The sequence below is a fragment of the Vibrio sp. R10-SG3-ISO10 genome (assembly GCF_059834185.1).
The window spans coordinates 938432-958162 of the sequence record NZ_JCBDHG010000022.1 but is presented as its reverse complement, the minus strand read 5'-3'; the positions used below and the strand labels follow the sequence as shown (position 1 = coordinate 958162).

15 protein-coding genes and 3 tRNA genes are annotated in these 19731 nt (G+C 44.5%); 4 read left to right on the top strand and 14 right to left on the bottom strand.

The features are described from left to right. Positions 1–48: 48 nt before the first annotated feature. The 3 genes from AC6R16_RS17880 (at position 49) to AC6R16_RS17870 (ending at position 4920) form a co-directional block, all read left to right on the top strand. Positions 49–1284, top strand: coding sequence for an alpha-xenorhabdolysin family binary toxin subunit A (locus tag AC6R16_RS17880; protein WP_500675280.1), 1236 nt, complete (start codon positions 49–51; stop codon positions 1282–1284). A gap of 117 nt (positions 1285–1401) precedes the next feature. Next, positions 1402–3801 (top strand): hypothetical protein, encoded by a 2400-nt coding sequence (locus tag AC6R16_RS17875; protein ID WP_500675279.1) that lies wholly within the window; start codon positions 1402–1404, stop codon positions 3799–3801. Between the two features lie 156 nt (positions 3802–3957). Continuing rightward, positions 3958–4920, top strand: coding sequence for a diguanylate cyclase domain-containing protein (locus AC6R16_RS17870; RefSeq protein ID WP_500675278.1), 963 nt, complete (start codon positions 3958–3960; stop codon positions 4918–4920). Positions 4921–4971: 51 nt separating this feature from the next. Here the strand turns inward: AC6R16_RS17870 and AC6R16_RS17865 are convergent. From AC6R16_RS17865 to AC6R16_RS17835, 7 genes are all read right to left on the bottom strand, one after another. Then, positions 4972–5045, bottom strand: a tRNA-Cys gene (locus tag AC6R16_RS17865). A gap of 45 nt (positions 5046–5090) precedes the next feature. Beyond that, positions 5091–5177 (bottom strand) — tRNA-Leu (locus AC6R16_RS17860). Between the two features lie 227 nt (positions 5178–5404). Continuing rightward, positions 5405–7111, bottom strand: a complete 1707-nt coding sequence (gene dld, locus AC6R16_RS17855) for a D-lactate dehydrogenase (protein ID WP_500675277.1) — start codon at positions 7109–7111, stop codon at positions 5405–5407. A 459-nt stretch (positions 7112–7570) separates the two neighbouring features. Further along, the gene (locus tag AC6R16_RS17850; protein WP_500675276.1) at positions 7571–8473 is read right to left on the bottom strand and encodes a LysR family transcriptional regulator; all 903 of its coding nucleotides are present in this window, start codon (positions 8471–8473) and stop codon (positions 7571–7573) included. A 215-nt stretch (positions 8474–8688) separates the two neighbouring features. Then, a tRNA-Cys gene (locus tag AC6R16_RS17845) sits at positions 8689–8762 on the bottom strand. Positions 8763–8937: 175 nt separating this feature from the next. After that, on the bottom strand, positions 8938–9294 hold the full coding sequence (locus AC6R16_RS17840; RefSeq protein WP_500675275.1) for an MmcQ/YjbR family DNA-binding protein: 357 nt from the start codon (positions 9292–9294) through the stop codon (positions 8938–8940). Between the two features lie 44 nt (positions 9295–9338). Then, positions 9339–9683 (bottom strand): HopJ type III effector protein, encoded by a 345-nt coding sequence (locus AC6R16_RS17835; RefSeq protein ID WP_500675274.1) that lies wholly within the window; start codon positions 9681–9683, stop codon positions 9339–9341. 147 nt (positions 9684–9830) lie between these two features. On the opposite strand from AC6R16_RS17835, the gene AC6R16_RS17830 reads away from it, so the two are divergent. Then, entirely contained in the window at positions 9831–10808 is a 978-nt protein-coding gene (locus AC6R16_RS17830; protein ID WP_500675273.1) for a sensor domain-containing diguanylate cyclase, read from the top strand. Positions 10809–10862: 54 nt separating this feature from the next. Here the strand turns inward: AC6R16_RS17830 and AC6R16_RS17825 are convergent, their stop codons facing one another. The 7 genes from AC6R16_RS17825 to AC6R16_RS17795 all read right to left on the bottom strand — a co-directional run bounded on the left by AC6R16_RS17825 (position 10863) and on the right by AC6R16_RS17795 (position 19725). Further along, complete coding sequence (locus tag AC6R16_RS17825) at positions 10863–13175, bottom strand: methyl-accepting chemotaxis protein (protein ID WP_500675272.1); 2313 nt, start codon at positions 13173–13175, stop codon at positions 10863–10865. A 235-nt stretch (positions 13176–13410) separates the two neighbouring features. Further along, complete coding sequence (locus AC6R16_RS17820) at positions 13411–14169, bottom strand: SDR family oxidoreductase (protein WP_500640247.1); 759 nt, start codon at positions 14167–14169, stop codon at positions 13411–13413. A 12-nt stretch (positions 14170–14181) separates the two neighbouring features. Continuing rightward, positions 14182–15087 (bottom strand): 3-hydroxyisobutyrate dehydrogenase, encoded by a 906-nt coding sequence (gene mmsB, locus AC6R16_RS17815; RefSeq protein WP_500675271.1) that lies wholly within the window; start codon positions 15085–15087, stop codon positions 14182–14184. Positions 15088–15117: 30 nt separating this feature from the next. Continuing rightward, positions 15118–16248 carry an enoyl-CoA hydratase/isomerase family protein gene (locus AC6R16_RS17810; protein WP_500640249.1) on the bottom strand — a complete coding sequence of 377 codons (1131 nt, stop codon included), beginning with the start codon at positions 16246–16248 and terminating at the stop codon, positions 15118–15120. A 17-nt stretch (positions 16249–16265) separates the two neighbouring features. After that, the gene (locus AC6R16_RS17805) at positions 16266–17054 is read right to left on the bottom strand and encodes an enoyl-CoA hydratase (RefSeq protein ID WP_500675270.1); all 789 of its coding nucleotides are present in this window, start codon (positions 17052–17054) and stop codon (positions 16266–16268) included. Positions 17055–17065: 11 nt separating this feature from the next. Next, positions 17066–18220, bottom strand: a complete 1155-nt coding sequence (locus AC6R16_RS17800; RefSeq protein ID WP_500675269.1) for an acyl-CoA dehydrogenase family protein — start codon at positions 18218–18220, stop codon at positions 17066–17068. Between the two features lie 11 nt (positions 18221–18231). After that, entirely contained in the window at positions 18232–19725 is a 1494-nt protein-coding gene (locus AC6R16_RS17795; RefSeq protein ID WP_500675268.1) for a CoA-acylating methylmalonate-semialdehyde dehydrogenase, read from the bottom strand. Between the last annotated feature and the right edge of the window lie 6 nt (positions 19726–19731).

Here is a 19731-nt window from a genome sequence, read left to right as displayed (position 1 = left end):
AAATATAATAACGGTAGGCGTGAGCACGCATAAATATAAGGTATTAGAATGAAAAAAATAAAAAAGCCACTCCTTTTATCCACTATTTGTTTAGGCTTAATTAGTGCTGGAGTTCAGGCTTCAACGTCAAGTGAATTACTCGTCCCATCGTCAACTGAACAGCAGATTGGGCAGATTAGCTATGAAACAATTATCGGTGAAAACGGTGCGTTCATTGACCTAGATACCGATGAATTCATCCTTAACCAGAAAGAGTGGTTTCAAATTCAAACCTACGTTGAAGGTGCGCTATCGTTACCTATTACTGAAGCGAGTATGAAGTCTGCTTTCAACATTGCTGATGACGTTCCGTTTTCAAACTTTAAAGCGCTGGTAGAACAATATGGGAAAGTACATTCCGAAGCGTTTTATTGGAAGAAAGATCTCTATCCAAGCATTGTGGGCTTAGCGCTGTCACTGTCCAACTACAATGACATTCAGAAATATATGGTCCAGCCGCTTAGTGATCAGTTAACGATCATTCTGTCTAAATCCTTTTCTCCACTACCCGCGGATGTTCAAGCGGTCGATCAAGCTCGTCAACTTGCCATTGCCTACCTTAGCGCTCTGAAAAACTTCTCGGTAGAAAATCACAAGAAAGTAGAAAAGGCTAGCGATGACCTGCTCGCATTCTCAGCAAAGATGGAAGAACAAAAACTCCAACTTGATGTACTAAAAAGCACACACAGTGGATACCTAGATGATGATGGTAGTGAACTTCAACAGCGCGTGAATGACTTGAATAACCGCATTAATCAGCTAAACAAAGATTACAACCACTACGTTACTGTTGCTTCTACTGCTGTCACTTATGCTTGGTTCCCGTTGGTAGCAGTTCCTATTATGGGTGTTTATGGCGACAAAGCTGAAAAGGCCAGAAAGTTGCGCAATCAACTTCAGGATGAAGCAAAAGTACTTGAAGCTCAGCTTTCAACGACTCAGAAGGTTTACAACTCCTACAAGCGTTCAACTGACAGTATCAATTACATCTCAAGTAAAATTGAAAACGCCATACCTTACGTCAATAAGCTGAAACTGCATTGGCAGAAAATGAATACGGATTTTGATTCTCTCATCGTTGCGCTCGAAGCAGCCGAATCAAGCACTGAAATATTACAATCTAATGCATTAAGAGCCGCCGCAGAAGCGATGGCGAATACCGCTGTTGCAGAGCAAAACTGGAGCAATATCAGTGATAAAGCGAAAACCTTTGCCAACAACGCATACATAGAAAAAGCCGAATAATCTCTTCCAACAACCAATAACGGGATTACCCCTCACTTCCCCACCCGCGCAGTTGCGTCGGGTGTGGGCAAGGCTACCTCAAATAAACCAAAGGTAGCGAAAAATAAGGAAATAAAAATGAAGAAGATCCTTGTCCTTGCTGTTACGGCAGCGCTTTCAAATGGCGTCATTGCCTCTGATTGGCTTAATATCAACGACCTGCCTGCAAATACTGAATACCCAGAATGGCTAAACACACCATACGTACAAAATGATTCTGTAACACGCTCTACCTCTGACTTGTATGTAAACCTTAAAGATTGGATTAACCAACAAAATTTATACAAAGTAAAACCTACCAAGATATATATTTTCGCGGACACTTTGGAAGTAGATGAAAACTTTAATTTGGTCATGAACAACCAAAATATCGTGATCTTTGCTCGCCGAGTGGTAGGCGCAGGCGTGCCAACATTTGTGCTCGGCCAACAAGGTGCTGCGGCTTCCGTCACCGTTATTGCCCAAGAAATGGAAACACCATTTAATGTGTTGGCTTTCACACCAGAGGGCACTGTTACCGCGGACACAATTGATACTAAAGAGAGTCAAGGCACTTCGATTATTTTGTCGAAAGAGCACTATGTTAAGCAACAACTTTCCAGTGAACTAGCTGCCAACATACAATTGGCGAAACAACAGTTCTCTGATATTGCTAACCGCTCTTTCGATATGGCCACAAGCTTATACGACACTCAACCAGCGACAAGTCTGGCAATACTCAATTGGCTCGAAGTGAGCATGAGAAACGCGGGTAAAACTGTTTCTGAGGATCCTTTGTTAACTGACCTTTATCTTCAGACCGTTGCTTTCAAACAGTTCACCGACTTAAGTAGCCGCTCGGACAACTTTGTCCCTTATCTCGACCGTTCACTGTATCAAGAGAAATACAAAGCCTACCTTCAGGCAATGATCACTTTTGAGCAGAAGCGTGAACTGGTCTCAGATAGAAATAGCCGCATCGAAGACAAAATTGAAAATACCCGCCTGGCTCTAGCGAACATCGATGATGTTCTAGAGTCTCAGGACTCCATCGTAAAACAGTCCGAACAAAACATCGCTAAACTGCTCGATAGTGTTACCGCTGTTGAAGCGCAATACAAAACTCAGGAGCTTACGGCGTTAAGCGCCCGCAGTGATTACCTGTATGGTGTCGAAGTCTGGAAGACTCAACAACAACTCAACGCAGCACTGGCGATTTTTAAAGCCATCGCAGAAATTGGAGGCGCGGTAAGTGGTGTATTCACAGGTAATTTGTCTGGCATTAATGACGTAACCGAGCAATTGGCGAAAACGCCAGAAGCGCTCGATAAGGCAAAGAACCTAGTAACAAACGTTAAGAATGTTACTGGTATCATTGATAGCATCACCAAGACTGTTGCGGGGATTGCTTCTCTTACCAACGAAGTTAAGTCAACGATTAAGCAACAGCGAATTTCAGAGACTATGGACTCGTTTGATTTCGCGGTCCCCTCTTTAAATGAGAGTAATCTCGCATGGGATTTGATGCTAACTGAGGTAAGAAGCAACCTACGTTACGCTGACTCATTAGGTATTAAGGGCGCTCGCGTTTATCTTCTTGAAATGGAAAAACAAGTTCTGCTAGGCAAAGCCATTAATGCATCGCAGTTAAATCTTGTTCAGGAGCAAGCAAAACTGGTTGATTTACTCCTAACGCGTAAAGTGACACTCAATCAAAAGGGTCGCTTAACAAGTCTAATCGCGAGTGCCAGCGAAGATAGCGCTGTACAAAAACGTATTGAGCAAGAGCTATCACGAGTCTCATTGCACTTCAAACGTCCTATGTTCGTGGCCCTTTCAAACTATGTCGCCGCCTATGAGTATTGGGCACTTAAAGATAGTGATGTGAAACCGAGCTTAGGTAAATCCTACTTAGAATACCAATTTGATCTGGCTGCTATTGAGAATGAATACGTCAACGCGCTCAATCGTTTTCAACCTGCGCCGCAAGATTTCAATATCGACAACTTCATCATTGACGATGCAAAACAAATTGAAGCCTTGTTCAAAACGGGTGAGTTCAACTTCAATGTCCCACTGGAGCAATCGCAATTCTGCGCCTTTGACCGCGTGAGATTAGACAAGATTCGCGTATTCATCGAAGGTGAAAATCTTCCCTACGGTAAACAATTCAATTTGAGTATTTCTAACGGCGGAAACTACTATGATCGCTTCAGACAAGAAGAGTTTAAGTTTAGCGCTAACCCTATAACACGCGCCTTTTACTACCGACTCGATGATGCGGTTAACAACCAAGTAAGTATCATTACCGACGGATCACTTTCAGACAAGTTTGCTTATGCCTATTTTGAGCCGACTCCATTTACCAACTGGAATGTAACACTCAATAATTTTGATAGTACAGATACCAGCAATAATCAGTACTTGAACTCGGTTGAGCGATTGAGAGTCGAGTTCTCAGGCAACGGAATTCCAAATGGGAGGAGTTGTTCAAACTAAAGAAAGCTAAGTCGACAAACACTTCTACCTATTAATCTTCTCAACATAAAACCTCCTTCACTGATTGGCGAAGGAGGTCTTTATAGTTAGAAATCTCGCCACGAATTTCGTATAGTCACATTCACCTGGTTGATGTCTGAAAGGCAGGTGATATTCATGGAAGAATACCAAAAGCAGATTGAAGATTTGAAAGCGCAAGTTGAGTCACTACAACAGGCGAATGAACGATTACAAGAAAAGCTCAACTTGGCACTGGATGGCACGGGTCTTTGTTTGTGGGAACAGCATGTACCTTCGGGAACCCTGACAATATTTAATATGGAATGGGGGAAAATGCTCGGCTACCAATCAAACGAGCTGACCGCAACCGTCGATACTTGGAAAAGCAAACTTCACCCTGAAGATTACGATTTGGCTGTGGGCGCATTTGAGGACCATTTAGCAGGAAAAACTGATCTCTATGAAGTCGTTCATAGGATGATTCACAAAGACGGGAGTGACAGTTGGGTCTCTGACAGGGGCAGAATTGTCGAGTATGACTCGAATGGCAACCCGCTGAGAATGATGGGAACACACGTCGACATCACCCAAGAGAAACGTTATGAACAACAGCTCGCTAAACTCGCCAATAGCGACCCTCTGACTGGCCTACTGAACAGAAGCGCCTTTGAGCAATCCTACTTAACTCACACTCTGCCCAGTAATTCGGATTGCTCTGCACTTGTCTTTATTGATATCGACAACTTTAAATCAGTCAATGATCAATTGGGCCACCAAGCTGGTGATCGGTTGTTAATCCAAATCGCAGGTAGTTTGGAACGTAACGCTATTCCGGGTTCAATCGTAGCAAGGCTGGGTGGAGACGAGTTTGTTATGTTAAGTCACATCCACAATCAAAATCAGATTCAGGAGTTTTGCGATACCTTGCTAGCTCATGTCACACCAGAAATTCAGCCGGACTCCCCATACGCCAAAATCGGTTTTAGTATTGGTGTATGTCTGTTTTCGGGAACTCAATATCGTTTTGATGAGATTTACGAGAAAGCCGACTCTGCGATGTATAAAGTCAAGAAAGGTGGAAAAAATGGCGTTGCGTATGTGGATTTGTGCGAGAGCTAATTAACAGGCATAAAAAAACCAGCCTAAGCTGGTTACTTTCTCTTAAGAGAATGGAGGCGCGTCCCGGAGTCGAACCGAGGTCCACGGATTTGCAATCCGCTGCATAGCCACTCTGCCAACGCGCCTCAAATTGTGCTTTTTACCTAACCGGCTTCAGCCAGAAAAGTAGATGGTGCCCCGGGCCGGACTTGAACCGGCACAGCGCGAACGCCGAGGGATTTTAAATCCCTTGTGTCTACCAATTCCACCACCAGGGCAACGCAATCATGCGATGGTAACACCACCTGTTCTAACGACCTATGCCGTGAGAACGAGGTGTACTTTAACGGATTGAGATTCAAGGTCAACAAGAAATTTATTCATTTTGATTCAACTGGTTAAAAAGACAACTTAACGTTTGCCAGTTAAGCAATTCGATCAAAACTTCAACGCCACCTCAAATAGAAAGAGCCACTTAGAATGTGGCTCTTAGGGTATTCATCGCTTAAGCACAGCAATTACAGTTACGTTTATAGCGGTCCATTTTACCGATACCTGGGTTAAAGGTATTGGTAGGATCTAACTGATGGTAAAACTTTTGCAACGAATTTTCTGCTTCGTACAAGTGCCCAACGTTATGCTCTGCGGGGTATTTTGCCCCTCGGCTGTTTAGATGCTCCAGCATCAACTTTTTCATTCGCTTGGTATCAGTGCCTTTCTTGAAAATGTAGTCTTGGTGGAACACGTAACACATAAAGTGTCCATAATAGAGGGACTTAACCAAGTTTTGGCTCACTTCCTGCGGCAAGGTTTCTAACCACTCTTCGTCATTTCGTCTTAATGCAATATCTAGCGCAACGATATCTTCAACCTCGTTTCGGTGGATCGTTTCATAACGAATGGCGGCCCCTGCTGCTGCAAAGCGATGCAAATAGGCTTTCTTCCCTTCATCCGCAGTACATTCAAAGAAGTCACTATCAGGCTCTACCGCCCACACTTCTTGCAGATACTTTTGCGCTTCTGCAATACCACCATCACTCATTTTAAGCACAAGGTGATGCTCGTACTTGTCACGGTACTCCAACATGCGTTGTGGCAAGTGTTGAGGGAACAACTTGCTCGCGTAATACAAAATTGTATCTGGAAGATATTTACTGACTAAAGGAACGCGCTCTAAGAAGTTTTCCACTTTCGCTTTCAATGAAAACATCTTAGGTAAGTTGTCGGTACCCAACTTATCAATCGATAAAAACACATCTTTGCCGTACTTCTCTGCCATGTTGAAGATATCGCGGTGGAGATACTCCCCCATTTCTGGCAGGTTTTCGAACTGAGTTAGAAAGTCTTTTCTTAGTTTGGTCAGTTTATTCGGATCATTGGTACCCAAATAGAAGATCTGTTCTTTTTGCGGGATTGGGTAGCTGTCTACTCGCACTGCAAATACACCTAATTTGCCTGCGCAGCCACTTGCCTCAAACAAACGACGCTCATCTGCATTGAAACGCGATGGAATATCAGAAGTCACATCACGAACACGCTCGTCATATTCTTTGTCTGATGCCATACGTTCGTCATGAATGACATCAGCAGGGTCAAAGTTTCCATCTTGGAGGTTTTGCAAAATCTCTTCTGGTGTCGACCCAAGGCCATCGATCCCGAGGTGATTGACAAGGTGAAGTTGCCCCTTTTTATCGACCTGAGCAAAAATGGCTAGCTCAGTGTAAGCAGGGCCGCGTTTTACTAATGCACCACCGGAGTTGTTTGCAATGCCGCCAACGACTGTCGCACCTAGAGAAGAAGAACCAATCACTGAATGTGGCGCTCGATTGACTGCTCTTAACTCTTTCTCTAGAGAATGAAGACTAGCACCTGGAAGACAGATTGCTTGTTTGCCACCGTCAACGAGGTAGATTTGCTTCATTTTAGTAATGTTGATGACGACGACATCGCGATCATAATCATTTCCGCTTGGTGCAGAGCCTTCTGTCAGTCCCGTTTTCGCAGCCTGCATAATGATAATGCAATTGTTCTCAACGCATTGCTGAATGACTTTCCATTGTTCAACAAGTGTATTGGGGAAAACCACGGCTAGAGCAGTACCGCTTCCGGAGCGAAAGCCGCTGCGGTAATACTTGTTTTTAACTTGATCGGTAAGGACGTTCTCTTCCCCTACGATCGCGGTAAATGCGTCAATCAGCTGCTTCTGTTTCATATCCGTATCTCTAATTATTGTGCCCAACCAATATAAGCAGTCCAATTCTCTACGTCCATGACCGCAAGTGAACCCTGTGACAGCCACAATCACTCTAATGTTAATTTCTTAAATAGTTTCAGATAGTTAATATTTTCAAAAGCCAAATATCAACAAAGAAACATATCGTTTCCATAAAGAAACAATACAAGATTCAAATGTTAACAAATAGATTCATATTGAGAATCGAGCGAATGCGATTTGGTGTACAAACTCTATATTTTAAAAGGAGTTATGTACAATTAATGCCTACAAGGTCTAAATACTGCCAGCAACAAATCGAACTAAAAACATCACGAGAGTGTTGGATTATTGTGACAAGCCAAGGCTCTCAACAAAGAAACAGCTGATAGAAACTCAAGTCTTAAGTTTGAAAAAGTGTTCTAGGCTAGATTCCGTTAAGCAAGAGGGCGATTTTGATTAAAATTGATAGCTACGCTCTTGAAAGCACTGATACATATGCTCAATGAAAAGCTTAATTTTTTCAGGCTGTTGGCGAGTATATGGGTAGACCGCATAGATACCGAGGCACTTTGCCGTTTCCTCTTTGAACAGTTGAATCAACCGACCTTGCTGTAAATCTTCATAAACCAGCACACGAGGTACGTAAATGATTCCCTGCCCTAACAAAGCAACGTTACGTAAAGCTGAAGAGTTATTAGTACATAGGTTGCCGTCCACTTTGACTTGATACACATCGTCACCGTTTTTAAACGCCCACTCTCTCGCTCCCGTTTCCTGATAGGCGTAGGCTAAACAATTGTGGTTTGTTAGTTCTTTTGGCGTTTTAGGCTTACCATTTTTCGCTATGTACTTAGGAGAGGCGCAAACAATCCAATTAGCATCGACTAACTTGCGCGCGATGAGGCTCGAATCTGGAAGAACCCCTGTGCGAATTGCTAAATCAAAGCGCTCATTGACGATATCCACAAAACGATTATCCAGCTCCATATCAATGTTGATATCGGGATACTCTTGGTTAAATTCAGCAATAACAGTAGGTAAGATCAACTCACCCGATATGATAGGAACGGTAATTTTAATGTTGCCAGATAAGCTCTTACCTAAGCCTACAATCGATTCCTCAGCCGTTGCTACCGCTTGATAAACACTTCTAGCATGTTCAAAAAAGGATTGCCCAGACTCTGTCAGTTTGAGGGTTCGAGTCGTTCGGTAAAGGAGTTGAACGCCGATATCTTGCTCAAGTTTAGCGATACGCTTACTGACAACCGATTTCGTCATTTCCATGTGTCTCGCAGCAGCACTAAATGATCCCTGCTCAACCAAATGGTAGAAAATAATATAATCGTCGGTATTTCTCATGCGCCTTCACTACTAACCTGGAGAACAAGTATTGTATGTAGATTAGAGGATAAATGCAGATCCTAGAGTCGCACTTGTGCGCTGTGTCAGCCTGAGCTAGGAAGAAGTACCTAGCTATAGATACAAAAAAACCAGCTTTCGCTGGTCTAGTATTGATGCATTCACACCTGTGTTTTCACATTCGGATATTGCTGTTGCCGTACCCGAGAAAAGAATGGAGGCGCGTCCCGGAGTCGAACCGAGGTCCACGGATTTGCAATCCGCTGCATAGCCACTCTGCCAACGCGCCCTTCTTTCCAACGCTTTAGTTACCCACCGCTGCGTTCGATGCATACTCTACGGATTGAAGTTATAGAGTCAAACAAAAATCGAATTTTTGCGTTTGTTTGCTGAGTTTTAAAGCAACATGATGCGAGTTCGAGCAACCAAGACGAATTTTCCTGCACACTTCCACCAGCGATCCATTAACTAATGCCTAACTCGACTCTATCGGCCTTTGAAAGCTTCTTCGCCACCAGTTCGTATGAGCGCTCGCAAAGATCTTGTACAAGCCCATCTTCAACATCACCAGGATAGTAAACCGTCACCCAATGTCTTTTGTTGGTGTGATAACCGGGAGTAATATCGTTAAACTGAGAGGTGAGAACTTCTCCATCTCCAGGAACAACTTTCACCGTCACGTACTCGCGCCCTTCGCGCTCGGCAAGTATCGCGAACATCTTGCCTTTTACTTTATATACTAAGGCATCAGGGCCAAACGGATAACCGGACTCTGCACATTTAAAACTGTCTAAATACTTAGCCAAATCTGAGTTGTTCATATCAAAGGCTCCAACTAAAAAGGAGCACTAGGCTCCTTTATCTACTATTTAGTAACGAGTGCATTACCCTCAAATCTAATACCTTGCCAGCCAAACTGAATAAAATTACGGATGTTAGCGTGGTCTTGTCCATCTGGGTTACCCAAGACATCTTCACGATAAAACTTGCCAAAACAAGCCAGTGTTGATGATGGGTCTAATTGATTTAGAAGGCCGAAAGCAAAGATCTTACACGAGCCATTATTCTGGTTTGCGTCGTTTAAGGTTTCTCCGTTGACAAACGCGGTTGGCGTGAACTCATAGTTTGCTTCAATGACCGCCATAGTGTCTTCAAATTGAACTGAATTCGGTGACTTTGAGAGGCGCTCTAAAAATACTGATAAATCCATAATTAAATTACTCCATTTGGTTTGTCTTGAGTCTATGATATTGATACAAAGAAAAAAAGGAGACTTTACCATTTAGCCCAACCAAGACAGTTCTATAATTAATCTATTGAATTGTTCCAAATATCCCATGTTCAACAGGTAGTAAACATGATCAGCCCAGAACACTGTGTAGCAAACACCAAAAGCGATTTTATCGACCTTGATAAGTGGCAAGAGCTCGTTGACTTGCTCTCCGAACTATACGGAGCTTCAACCGGAGCAATCGTACAGCTTAGACAAGGTGAATTTAATGTCGTGGTATCAAGCCAAAACGAAGATAATTTTTTGCCTAACAACACCACCTGGCCTTGGGAAATGAAGAGCTTTTGTCGCCACATTATGGAAACGCGCGACGATTTATATGTAGGTTGTGCTGTTGAAGATGCAAATTGGCTAGACGCTCCCGCCGTCGCTCAAGGACCAGTGCGATCTTATTGTGGAGCTCCTATCTTTTGGCCAGATGGAGAGCTATTCGGCACTATTTGTGTCATCGATACGAAAGAAACTGTCTATCCGCTTTCTCTATCTAAGCTACTAGAACAACTCGCACGGCTCATAGCTTCGGATATTCAAACCGCTTGCCGCTTGCAAGAGGCTGAAAATATGGCATTAACTGATGAGCTTACTGGACTCTTGAACCGTCGCGGTTACACCTTATTGGGAGAACAAAAGCTTAAAGACGCACCTCGCTATCATCAAAATATCGGCCTTCTGTACATTGATATAGATAACTTAAAGAAAGTTAACGATACACATGGTCATGAATTTGGGGACGTCGCGATCACTAGCGTAGCGAGTATTCTACAAACGGCCTGTCGCCCCAGTGACATAGTTGCGCGCATTGGCGGAGATGAGTTTGCTATTCTTACTCTTGTTTCTAAGCATGATGAGCTCACAGACTTGTCAAAAACCATCAGTAATCGCTACTCAGAGAAGCTAGCCACCACTAAGGAGCTAGATGTAACAGATGTGAGCATTGGTATACATTTCGCACATTGTGAAAGCGGACTTTGTTTACAATCATTGATCTCCTTAGCCGACACCGCCATGTATCATGTAAAGAGTGAACACAAAGCACTTAGTTAGAAATTTGAAAATTAGTGGCTCTCGCTCCAAGAGCCACATTACCTGGACATTTGTCTAATATTTAAATTGCGACACTTCCGCATTCAATCGGTCGGCTTCGTTAGACAACCCTTGAAGAACGTCGTCGACATCTTGCACCTGAACCGATACCGCTGAAGAGGCATCGGCAATAGAGGTAATACTGCCGCTTATCTCATCTGTTACTGCTTTTTGCTCTTCCGTTGCCGCGGCTATTTGCACATTCATTTCATTTAGATCATTGAGCATTGCAACAATCTGCTCGAGCATCTCGGTATTTTTATCACAAGTTGTGACCCCTTCAGATACCGTGTTATTCGCACTTTCAATACTCTGCGAAACACTTTGAGTTTCACGCTGGAGTGATTCTATTTTTTCACGAATTTCTTCAGTCGAGGACTGCGTTCGACCCGCAAGAGAGCGAACTTCATCAGCAACAACCGCAAAGCCACGACCTTGCTCACCCGCCCTTGCAGCCTCTATCGCAGCATTCAGCGCTAGAAGATTAGTTTGCTCCGCAATTCCTTGAATAACATCCAGAACTTCGGCAATCGAGTTAGTCTCTGTATGCAACCTTTGAATGGCATCGACCGCAGTTTTCATCTCAGCGTCTAAACGAGAGATTTCACTACCTAGACTCTGGCCAACCTGAACCCCTTCACTGCCTGTATCATTGGCATTTTTTACAAACTCTGCTGCCCGTGTAGCAAACTGTGCCACCTCAGCAATAGAAGCACTCATCTCATTGACCGCAGTCGCAACCGACTCGGTTCTATGATTTTGGTCAGCAACAGATTCACGCGCACTGTTCATATTGCCCGCCATGCTTTGGGTGTTGCTATTGAGGTTATTGGTGGTTTGTGCAAACTGGCCAATGATATCTTGCAGATGAGCAAACAGCGTATTGAGCGAGATAGCGAGATCGGTCATTTCATCCTTACCAGACTCTTCCAGACGCTGGGTTAGATCATTGTTTTTCCCAATCCACTGGACTTTCTCGCTGGCGAGTTTTATTGGTTTCGCAATGCTGTTACCGAGCACATAGGAAATGAGAATAGCTACAATCACAACAACAATAATACTGCTCACTACAGTGACAAAAAGAGAACTCACTAGTGTCTCTAGGTCTGCTAATGCTTCTTCTTTGTCGATTTCAGTAATAATCCCCCAAGTTAGCCCAGCAGCGTTAACCGGAGAATAAGCTGAAAGTACATCTACGCCTCTATAATCAGCAACTATGTCTGAACCACTCTGACCTCTAAGCGCGGCTTTTGATGTTGCAGTCGCAACAGGTTGGCGACCTATAGCTGAAGATTTACCTTCAATTTGAGCGAGCACAGACTGAGAGATTCCCGCCTCCTTCAAGGCAGTAAAATAGCTATCTGGGTTTTCCATTAAGAATCTGGATTCACTCCGAAGCAAACCATCTTGACCAACTAGATAAGTTTCACCACTCTCACCTAACCCTGCAAAGCTCCAATTGCTATTAAAAGTCATGATTCGATTGATTTCATCAACCGGCATTTGGAAGATCAACACACCCAAGGTTTGATTGGATTTTTTTACTGGTGTAGCGATAAATGAAGCCGCCGCTTCGTAAGAAGGATAATAGGGATAAAAATCTTCTAAGTGATATTGATTGGCTGACAAGTTCAAGGCGTTTTTAAATGCCTTGGCTATACCACTATTGGCATAAGGACCCGTATTCAAATTCGTTGCATAGTCGAGTTCTTTAAACACTGAATAAACGATATTGCCCTCTAAATCGACCAAGAAAATATCGTAGTAACCAAACTCTTCGAGAAAACCTTTAATACTTGGATGGTAAGTCGCATGGACAGAATCATATTCTGTACCCAGAGAGTCACTCATTAAATTGTGTTTTTCACCAAGTGGGTTGGGGTTTGTACCAATGTAACGGGCTTGAAGGGCTTTGCTGCGAGTGGATAAGGCGTTGAGCTTTTGCATTTCATTGGCAGATGCGCCGCCATTTGATCCCTTGTAGGTGGCGCCAAAATTCGCTTGATAATAAGATCGTAACTGCCCGATATCACTTTGAGAAACCCGCTCTACTGGGTAAGACTTGAAAGCTTCACTAAACGCTATCATCGCATCTTTAACCCCGATAGAGTTCGCGGTCGTCACGACTTGACCACTTATATGCTTGAAATAGCTTTCAATTTCGTTTTTCTTAATTTCACGAACGGAGATCAATTGACTGGTTGCCCGTTCAAATAACGCTTGTTCAGAAAGTCCTGAAGAACGCCATCCGACAATGACACCGGTTGCGACAACCGCTAAGGTGCACAATAGTGTCGAAGCCAACACTATCTTCGTTGCAATTTTCATAACGACAACCCCTCACAGATATTCCTTATCTGTATTTTCTTATTAGAGGACAATCGCCAGCCAACGCTTTGTGAACCAATCTTATACAGTGTACGTATAACAACAAGACTAGGTGTTTGTAATAAATTATGCACACAGTTCTATAAGTGTAAGCAGAAAAACTAAACTTTTCGATGAGATCGAGAAAAGAATTACCGTTTTCCGAACTATAAAAACTGGCAGTGCTGAGCAAGCACTACATTCTGATACCCCCGTCAACCTCAATAATGCGGCCATTGATATAGTCGTTTTCGAATATAAATTTAACCGTATTTGCTATCTCTGCCGTCTCCCCCATACGCCCGACAGGAATCATAGACTCCAGCCTTGCGATAGCTTCAGGTTTCATCTGTGCCGCCATAGGCGTCTCAATCACACCTGGAGCAATCGCCGCTGCCCGAATGCCAAATCTCGCAAGCTCTTTCGCCCATGTTGTCGCTAATGTCGCCACCGCTGCTTTTGAAGCGGCATAGTTAGTTTGGCCAATGTTTCCGGCACGAGCGACACTGGAGATATTGATAATCACCCCCTTGCGTTCAGTTTTAATCATATTCAACGCAGCTTCACGCCCACAAAGAAACGTACCATTGAGGTTTACGTTGATCACTGAATTGAACTGTTCGAGCGACATTTTTGAGATTTCACCATCTTTGACTTTCACCAATAGACCATCTCGTAAAATGCCTGCATTGTTAACTAAACCATCTAAATGACCAAAGTCTGTGACAATGTCACTAAAAACTTGTTCAACTTCAGCTTCATTGGTCACATCAGCTCGATACGTTAACGCCTTTACGCCCAGCATATGACATTGTTCTTGTGTGTATCTCAATGCTTGCTCATTGACGTCAATCAGTGCCATTTCAGCGCCTGCATGCGCTAACGTCACGGCCATCATTTGCCCTAAACCTTGTCCTGCCCCTGTAATGGCAATAACACTTTCTTTTAGCTCCATAGTAGGCTCCTTCTACTTATCTTTGTTCGACTGATAAAACTCAAACAAGCTAGAGAAATCGAGCTCTGCGTTACCATTCATATTGTGGAATGCGTATAGGTTTCGTGCCAATGAGCCCATAGGCACAGAAGACTGACTTTTTGAAGCGGCTTCTAATCCTAGGCCAAGATCTTTCAGCATCAGCTTACTCATAAAACCCGGCTGGTACTGATTTGATGCAGGAGCATTTTCCATTACTCCTGGACATGGGTTGTAAAGTTCTAGTGCCCAGTTTCGACCCGAGCTTTGTAGCATAATGTTTGATAGCACTTTAGGGTCTAGCCCATTATCAATACCTAAATTGAGCGCCTCACAAGTACCAGACATAAGAATACCGAGCATCAAGTTATTACAAATTTTACCCATTTGCCCGCTACCCGTTTCACCAGCATGGAAGGTGTTTTTCCCCATATGCTGGAGCACTTTCTCGGCTTTGTGGAATGCCTCGTCACTACCGCCAACAATAAAGGTCAGTGTGCCCGCTTTTGCTCCCGCTACCCCGCCTGATACAGGCGCATCAGTAAAGAACACCCCTTTTTCATCAGCTGCTAGCCCGACTAAGCGCGCCGACTCTGGGTCAATCGTCGATGAATCAATGACTAGCTTTCCTGGCTTTATCAGGCTTAGTAGACCCTCTTTGCCTTGCCCGCCAAGGTAGACAGACTTAACATGTTCACCCGCTGGCAGCATGCTGATAACCACATCAGCTTGATCCACTACACTCTCAAGTGAGTCGCACACTCTCGCGCCTATCTCTGCAAGCGGTCGAGTCAAGCTTTCTACTAAGTCATACACTTGAACGTTAAAACCTGCGTTGACCAAATTGGTTGCCATAGGCGCGCCCATATTACCTAGCCCTATAAATGCGATTGTTTCCATGACGTTTCTCCAGTTTTTGCTTTTATCAACCTAGTAGTGTCCTAGCTGAGACAATGGGTGGTTATCGTCTGACCAAAGGGAACTAAACAAGCCGTCGATGACTTTATCTTCGACTTCAGCCACATTTTTATAGCGCCAGTTGGGTTTGCCATCTTTATCTATTAATCGCGCACGTACACCTTCTCGAAACTCGCCGAGTAGAGCGCTACGGACAGAAAGATTAAGTTCAAGACGAAAACAATCTGCAAGGGATAGCTGCTGGTATTGAGTCATCTGGCGATAACAAATATGTGCAGTAATAGGGCTACCTGATGCGAGGTTATCTTTAGCGACATCCAACCACTTTTCTCCAAACGAGAGTGCTTTGATGTTGTCGACAACTTGAATAGCACTGTCAGCGTGGCAAGCTGACTGAATGTGATTGAGATAAGGTAAAATCTGCGCTTGGGGCTTGTGCCCGTTCACTTCAGCTTCAAAGGACTCAAGCATCTCTGTCACGACTTCATAGGCGTCATCGACACAATCCCAATCTGCGATTTGTAGCTGCTGTAGCAATGTAGATTTATGATCAGGCAGCGCCATATGGTCGGCTAAGTGAAGTGAGACTGCATCCGTTGCAGTTACCATCATTCCTGTTAACCCAAGAAACAACCCGATACCATTATCCAAGCGGTTGAGAAACCAGGTTGCGCCCACATCGGGGTAAAGACCAATACTTATTTCGGGCATGGAAAGGCGGGAACTCGGAGTGACCACTTTATGGCTCGACCCCATATAAAGCCCCATTCCTCCTCCCATCACTATTCCCTCACCCCAGGCAATAATCGGTTTACAGTAAGTGTGAATCAGATAATCGCATTGATACTCAACAGTGAAAAAGTGTGAACAAAAATCTTGTATTTGTTCGTCTTTGGCACCATTCATGACGCTATACATGGTACGAACATCCCCTCCAGCGCAAAATGCCTTTTCTCCAGCTCCCTCAAGTAAAACACATATAATCGAGTCATCTTCATGCCACTTGTCTAACTGGTGCTTTAAACTTGCCAACATATCTACTGATAGCGCATTTAAAGAGGGGGCGTTATCTAAGGTGGCAACGGCGATTTTATGCTCACTGTCACTACAGGGCAGCTCCGCAAAATGGACTAAATCACTCATATAGCTTCCTCCTGAACCTATTTGTTTTTCCATTCTGGGCGACGTTTTTCTAGGAAGGCATTTACGCCCTCTGTCTGATCTTTTGTATCAAATAGGTGAATAAATAGTTCTCGCTCTTTTACCAAACCGTGAGACATGGGATTTGAACGAGTTGTCTGAATCAATGTTTTACAAGCAGCCACAGCAGGAGGGGACTGATTCGCCACCATCTCCGCCAATTGGATCCCCGCTTCAAGTGCTTGCCCTTGCTCAACGACCTCTTCAACTAGACGAATATCAAGCGCTTTTTCTGCACTGACTTGTTCCCCGCACAATATGATTCGCTTCGCCCATCCTTCTCCGACTAACGCTGTTAGGTTTTGTGTCCCGCCTGCACAAGGCAATAACCCGACTTTCGCTTCTGGTAAGGCGAGCTTAGCTTGCTTCTCTGCAATGCGAATATCGCAGGCGAGCGCGACTTCGAGCCCTCCTCCCATCGCATAACCATTGATTGCAGCAATTGAAACACCTCGAAAAGCACTCAAAGTCTCAAAGGCTTCACCAAAGGCTCTCGCCATATCCGCAGCAATACTGGAGTCTCCAGAAGCAAAAAGATTCAGATCGGCTCCGGCGGAGAAAAACTTCGCCCCATGGCCGGTAATCACTAGAGCGTAGACATCCATGTTGTTATTGAGCTCGAGCACCAACTGTTTAAGCTGATTCAAACTCTGTTTTGTCCAAGTGTTGGCAGGAGGGTTATTCATCGTCAGTACAGCGACATGGTTATGTATCTTGTGTTCGATGGGGTTCACTGATTGCTGTGCCATAGTCTCTTTCCTTAGAGTAATTCCGAACCTTCACTAAGAAGACGTCTCGCGACAATAACGCGCATGATCTCGTTAGTACCTTCCAAAATTTGATGTACTCTCACATCTCTGAAATGGCGCTCTAATGGGTATTCTTTGATATAACCATAGCCCCCATAGAGCTGAAGTGCCTGATCGCAAACCTTAAAACCCACATCAGTGGCAAAACGTTTCGCCATTGCACAATAGGCTGTTGCTTCCGGATCGCCTTTATCCAGTTTGCTTGCTGCTAATCTCACCAACTGCCTAGCGGCTACTAACTCGGTTGCCATGTCTGCCAACTTAAATTGAAGGGCCTGAAAGCTGCCGATAGATTGACCGAATTGCTTTCGCTCAGTGACGTATTGAATTGCCTGATTGAGAGCGTGTTGGGCGGTGCCAACCGAGCACGTTGCGATATTTATTCGCCCACCATCAAGCCCTTTCATCGCGAAGACAAAACCTTGCCCTTCTTCACCCAATAAGTTGCCTTGCGGGATAACAACGTTCTCAAACGTAATGCTGCGTGTTGGTTGAGAGTTCCACCCCATTTTTGGTTCTTTACGCCCATAGCTAACACCATCGCTATTAGCTGGAACTACAAATGCAGAAACACCTTTCGCACCCTCACCGCCTGTTCTCGCCATAACCACCAGCACGTCAGTTTCACCTGCGCCAGATATGAATACTTTTGCGCCGTTTATGACATAGCCCTGCTCGGTAAGTTTTGCGGTCGTGGTCAGGGAAGCCGCGTCTGACCCTGCATTCGGCTCCGTTAAGCAATAGGAGCCTAACCACTCGCCTGTGATCAGCTTGGGACATATTTCTTGTTTTACTTTGTCACGAGCAAAGCTTCCTACCATCCAAGTCACCATGTTGTGGATGGTCATAAATGCCGTGGTCGATGTACATCCCATCGCAAGCTGCTCAAAAATGATCGAAGCATCTAGTCGGCTTAAGCCTAAGCCGCCTTGCTCTTCAGGTGTGTAAAGGCTAAGAAAGCCAAGCTCTCCGGCTTCTCTCAGTACTGCTTTAGGGAAGATTTGCTGTTCGTCCCAATCTGCCGCGTTTGGGGCTAACTTTTCTCTTGCAAACTGCATTGCGGTATCGGCGAACGCTCTTTGATCTTCATTGAGTTCGAAGTTCATATCTCCCCCCTTTATCGAAGCTGAATCGTCATATTTGGCCCAGATGGAATATCATCATCAAACCAACGCGCTGTGACTGTTTTGGTTTCCGTGTAGAAGCGCACCGCCTGCTTACCATAAGCGTGAAGATCGCCATAGAAACTGCCTCGCCAACCGGTAAATGAGAAGAAAGGCAACGGCACAGGAATGGGGACATTAATCCCAACTTGTCCAACGAGAATCTCATGCTGGTATTTTCTCGCAGCTGCACCATTGGCGGTAAATATAGATGTCCCATTGCCGTAAGGGTTGTTGTTTATCAGCTCTATGGCATCTTCTAGCGTCTCGACCTCCAAACACACCAATACAGGGCCAAATATCTCTTGTTGATAGATGGACATATCAGTGGTCACACCGCTAAACAAGGTTGGAGCAAGCCAGTTTCCATCAGGGAAACCTTCAACTGTACAATTCGTCCCGTCGAGTTCACACTTAGCCCCTTGCGCCTTTCCTTCTTCAATTAGGCTCACAACTCGTTGCTTCGCTTGCTGACTGATAAGTGGGCCATACCCTGCTTGTTCATCATTCCACGCACCGGGCTTAACCTTCGCCATTTCAGTTGCCAACTCACCGATCCACTCTTTAGAACTGCCGACAAAAACCGCAACAGAAATTGCCATGCAGCGCTGCCCCGCTGCCCCCACCGAGGAACCTACTAAGTTATTGATGACTTGTGCTTTGTTTGCATCTGGCATCACAACCATATGGTTTTTAGCCCCCGCAAACGCTTGAACACGTTTATTGTTAGCTGTGCCCGTATGGTAGATGTATCGAGCTACCGGTACTGAACCAACAAATGAGACCGCTTTTATCACAGAGTGATTAAGGAGGTAATCCACCTGCTCTTTACCACCGTGAACAATCTGCAACACACCTTTTGGTGCACCTGCTTTTTCAAAAAGCTCTGCCAGCATCATTGCTGTCAAAGGGACTTGCTCGGAGGGTTTAAGAACAAAGGTATTCCCCGCAGCAATGGCGAGCGGAAACATCCACAATGGAATCATCGCAGGGAAATTAAAGGGGGTGATACCACAGCACACACCCAAAGGTTGAATTAGCGAGTAAGAATCGATGTCGGTTGCAACGTTCTCAACCGTTTCTCCCATCATGTTACTGGCAATGTTTCCCGCTTGTTCAACAACTTCAATCCCGCGCCAAACATCCCCTTTTGCGTCAACCGTGGTTTTTCCAGTTTCGTTCGAAAGAACCAAAGCAAGTTCATCATGATGCTCTTTAAGTAGCTGCTGGTACTTAAGCATGACACGCGCCCGTTCGGACACAGCGACATTTTTCCAGTGACGAAAGACATCCTCCGCGTTGCGAATTGCCCGCTCCATCTCATCCTCAGTAGCACATGGAAGCTCAGCGATGATTTGATTGGTTGCTGGATTAGTAACATCGATCCATTCACTGGTTTCAGATTGGCAGAATTCCCCACCAATGTATAAAGAGACTAACTGTGTCATTGTGTT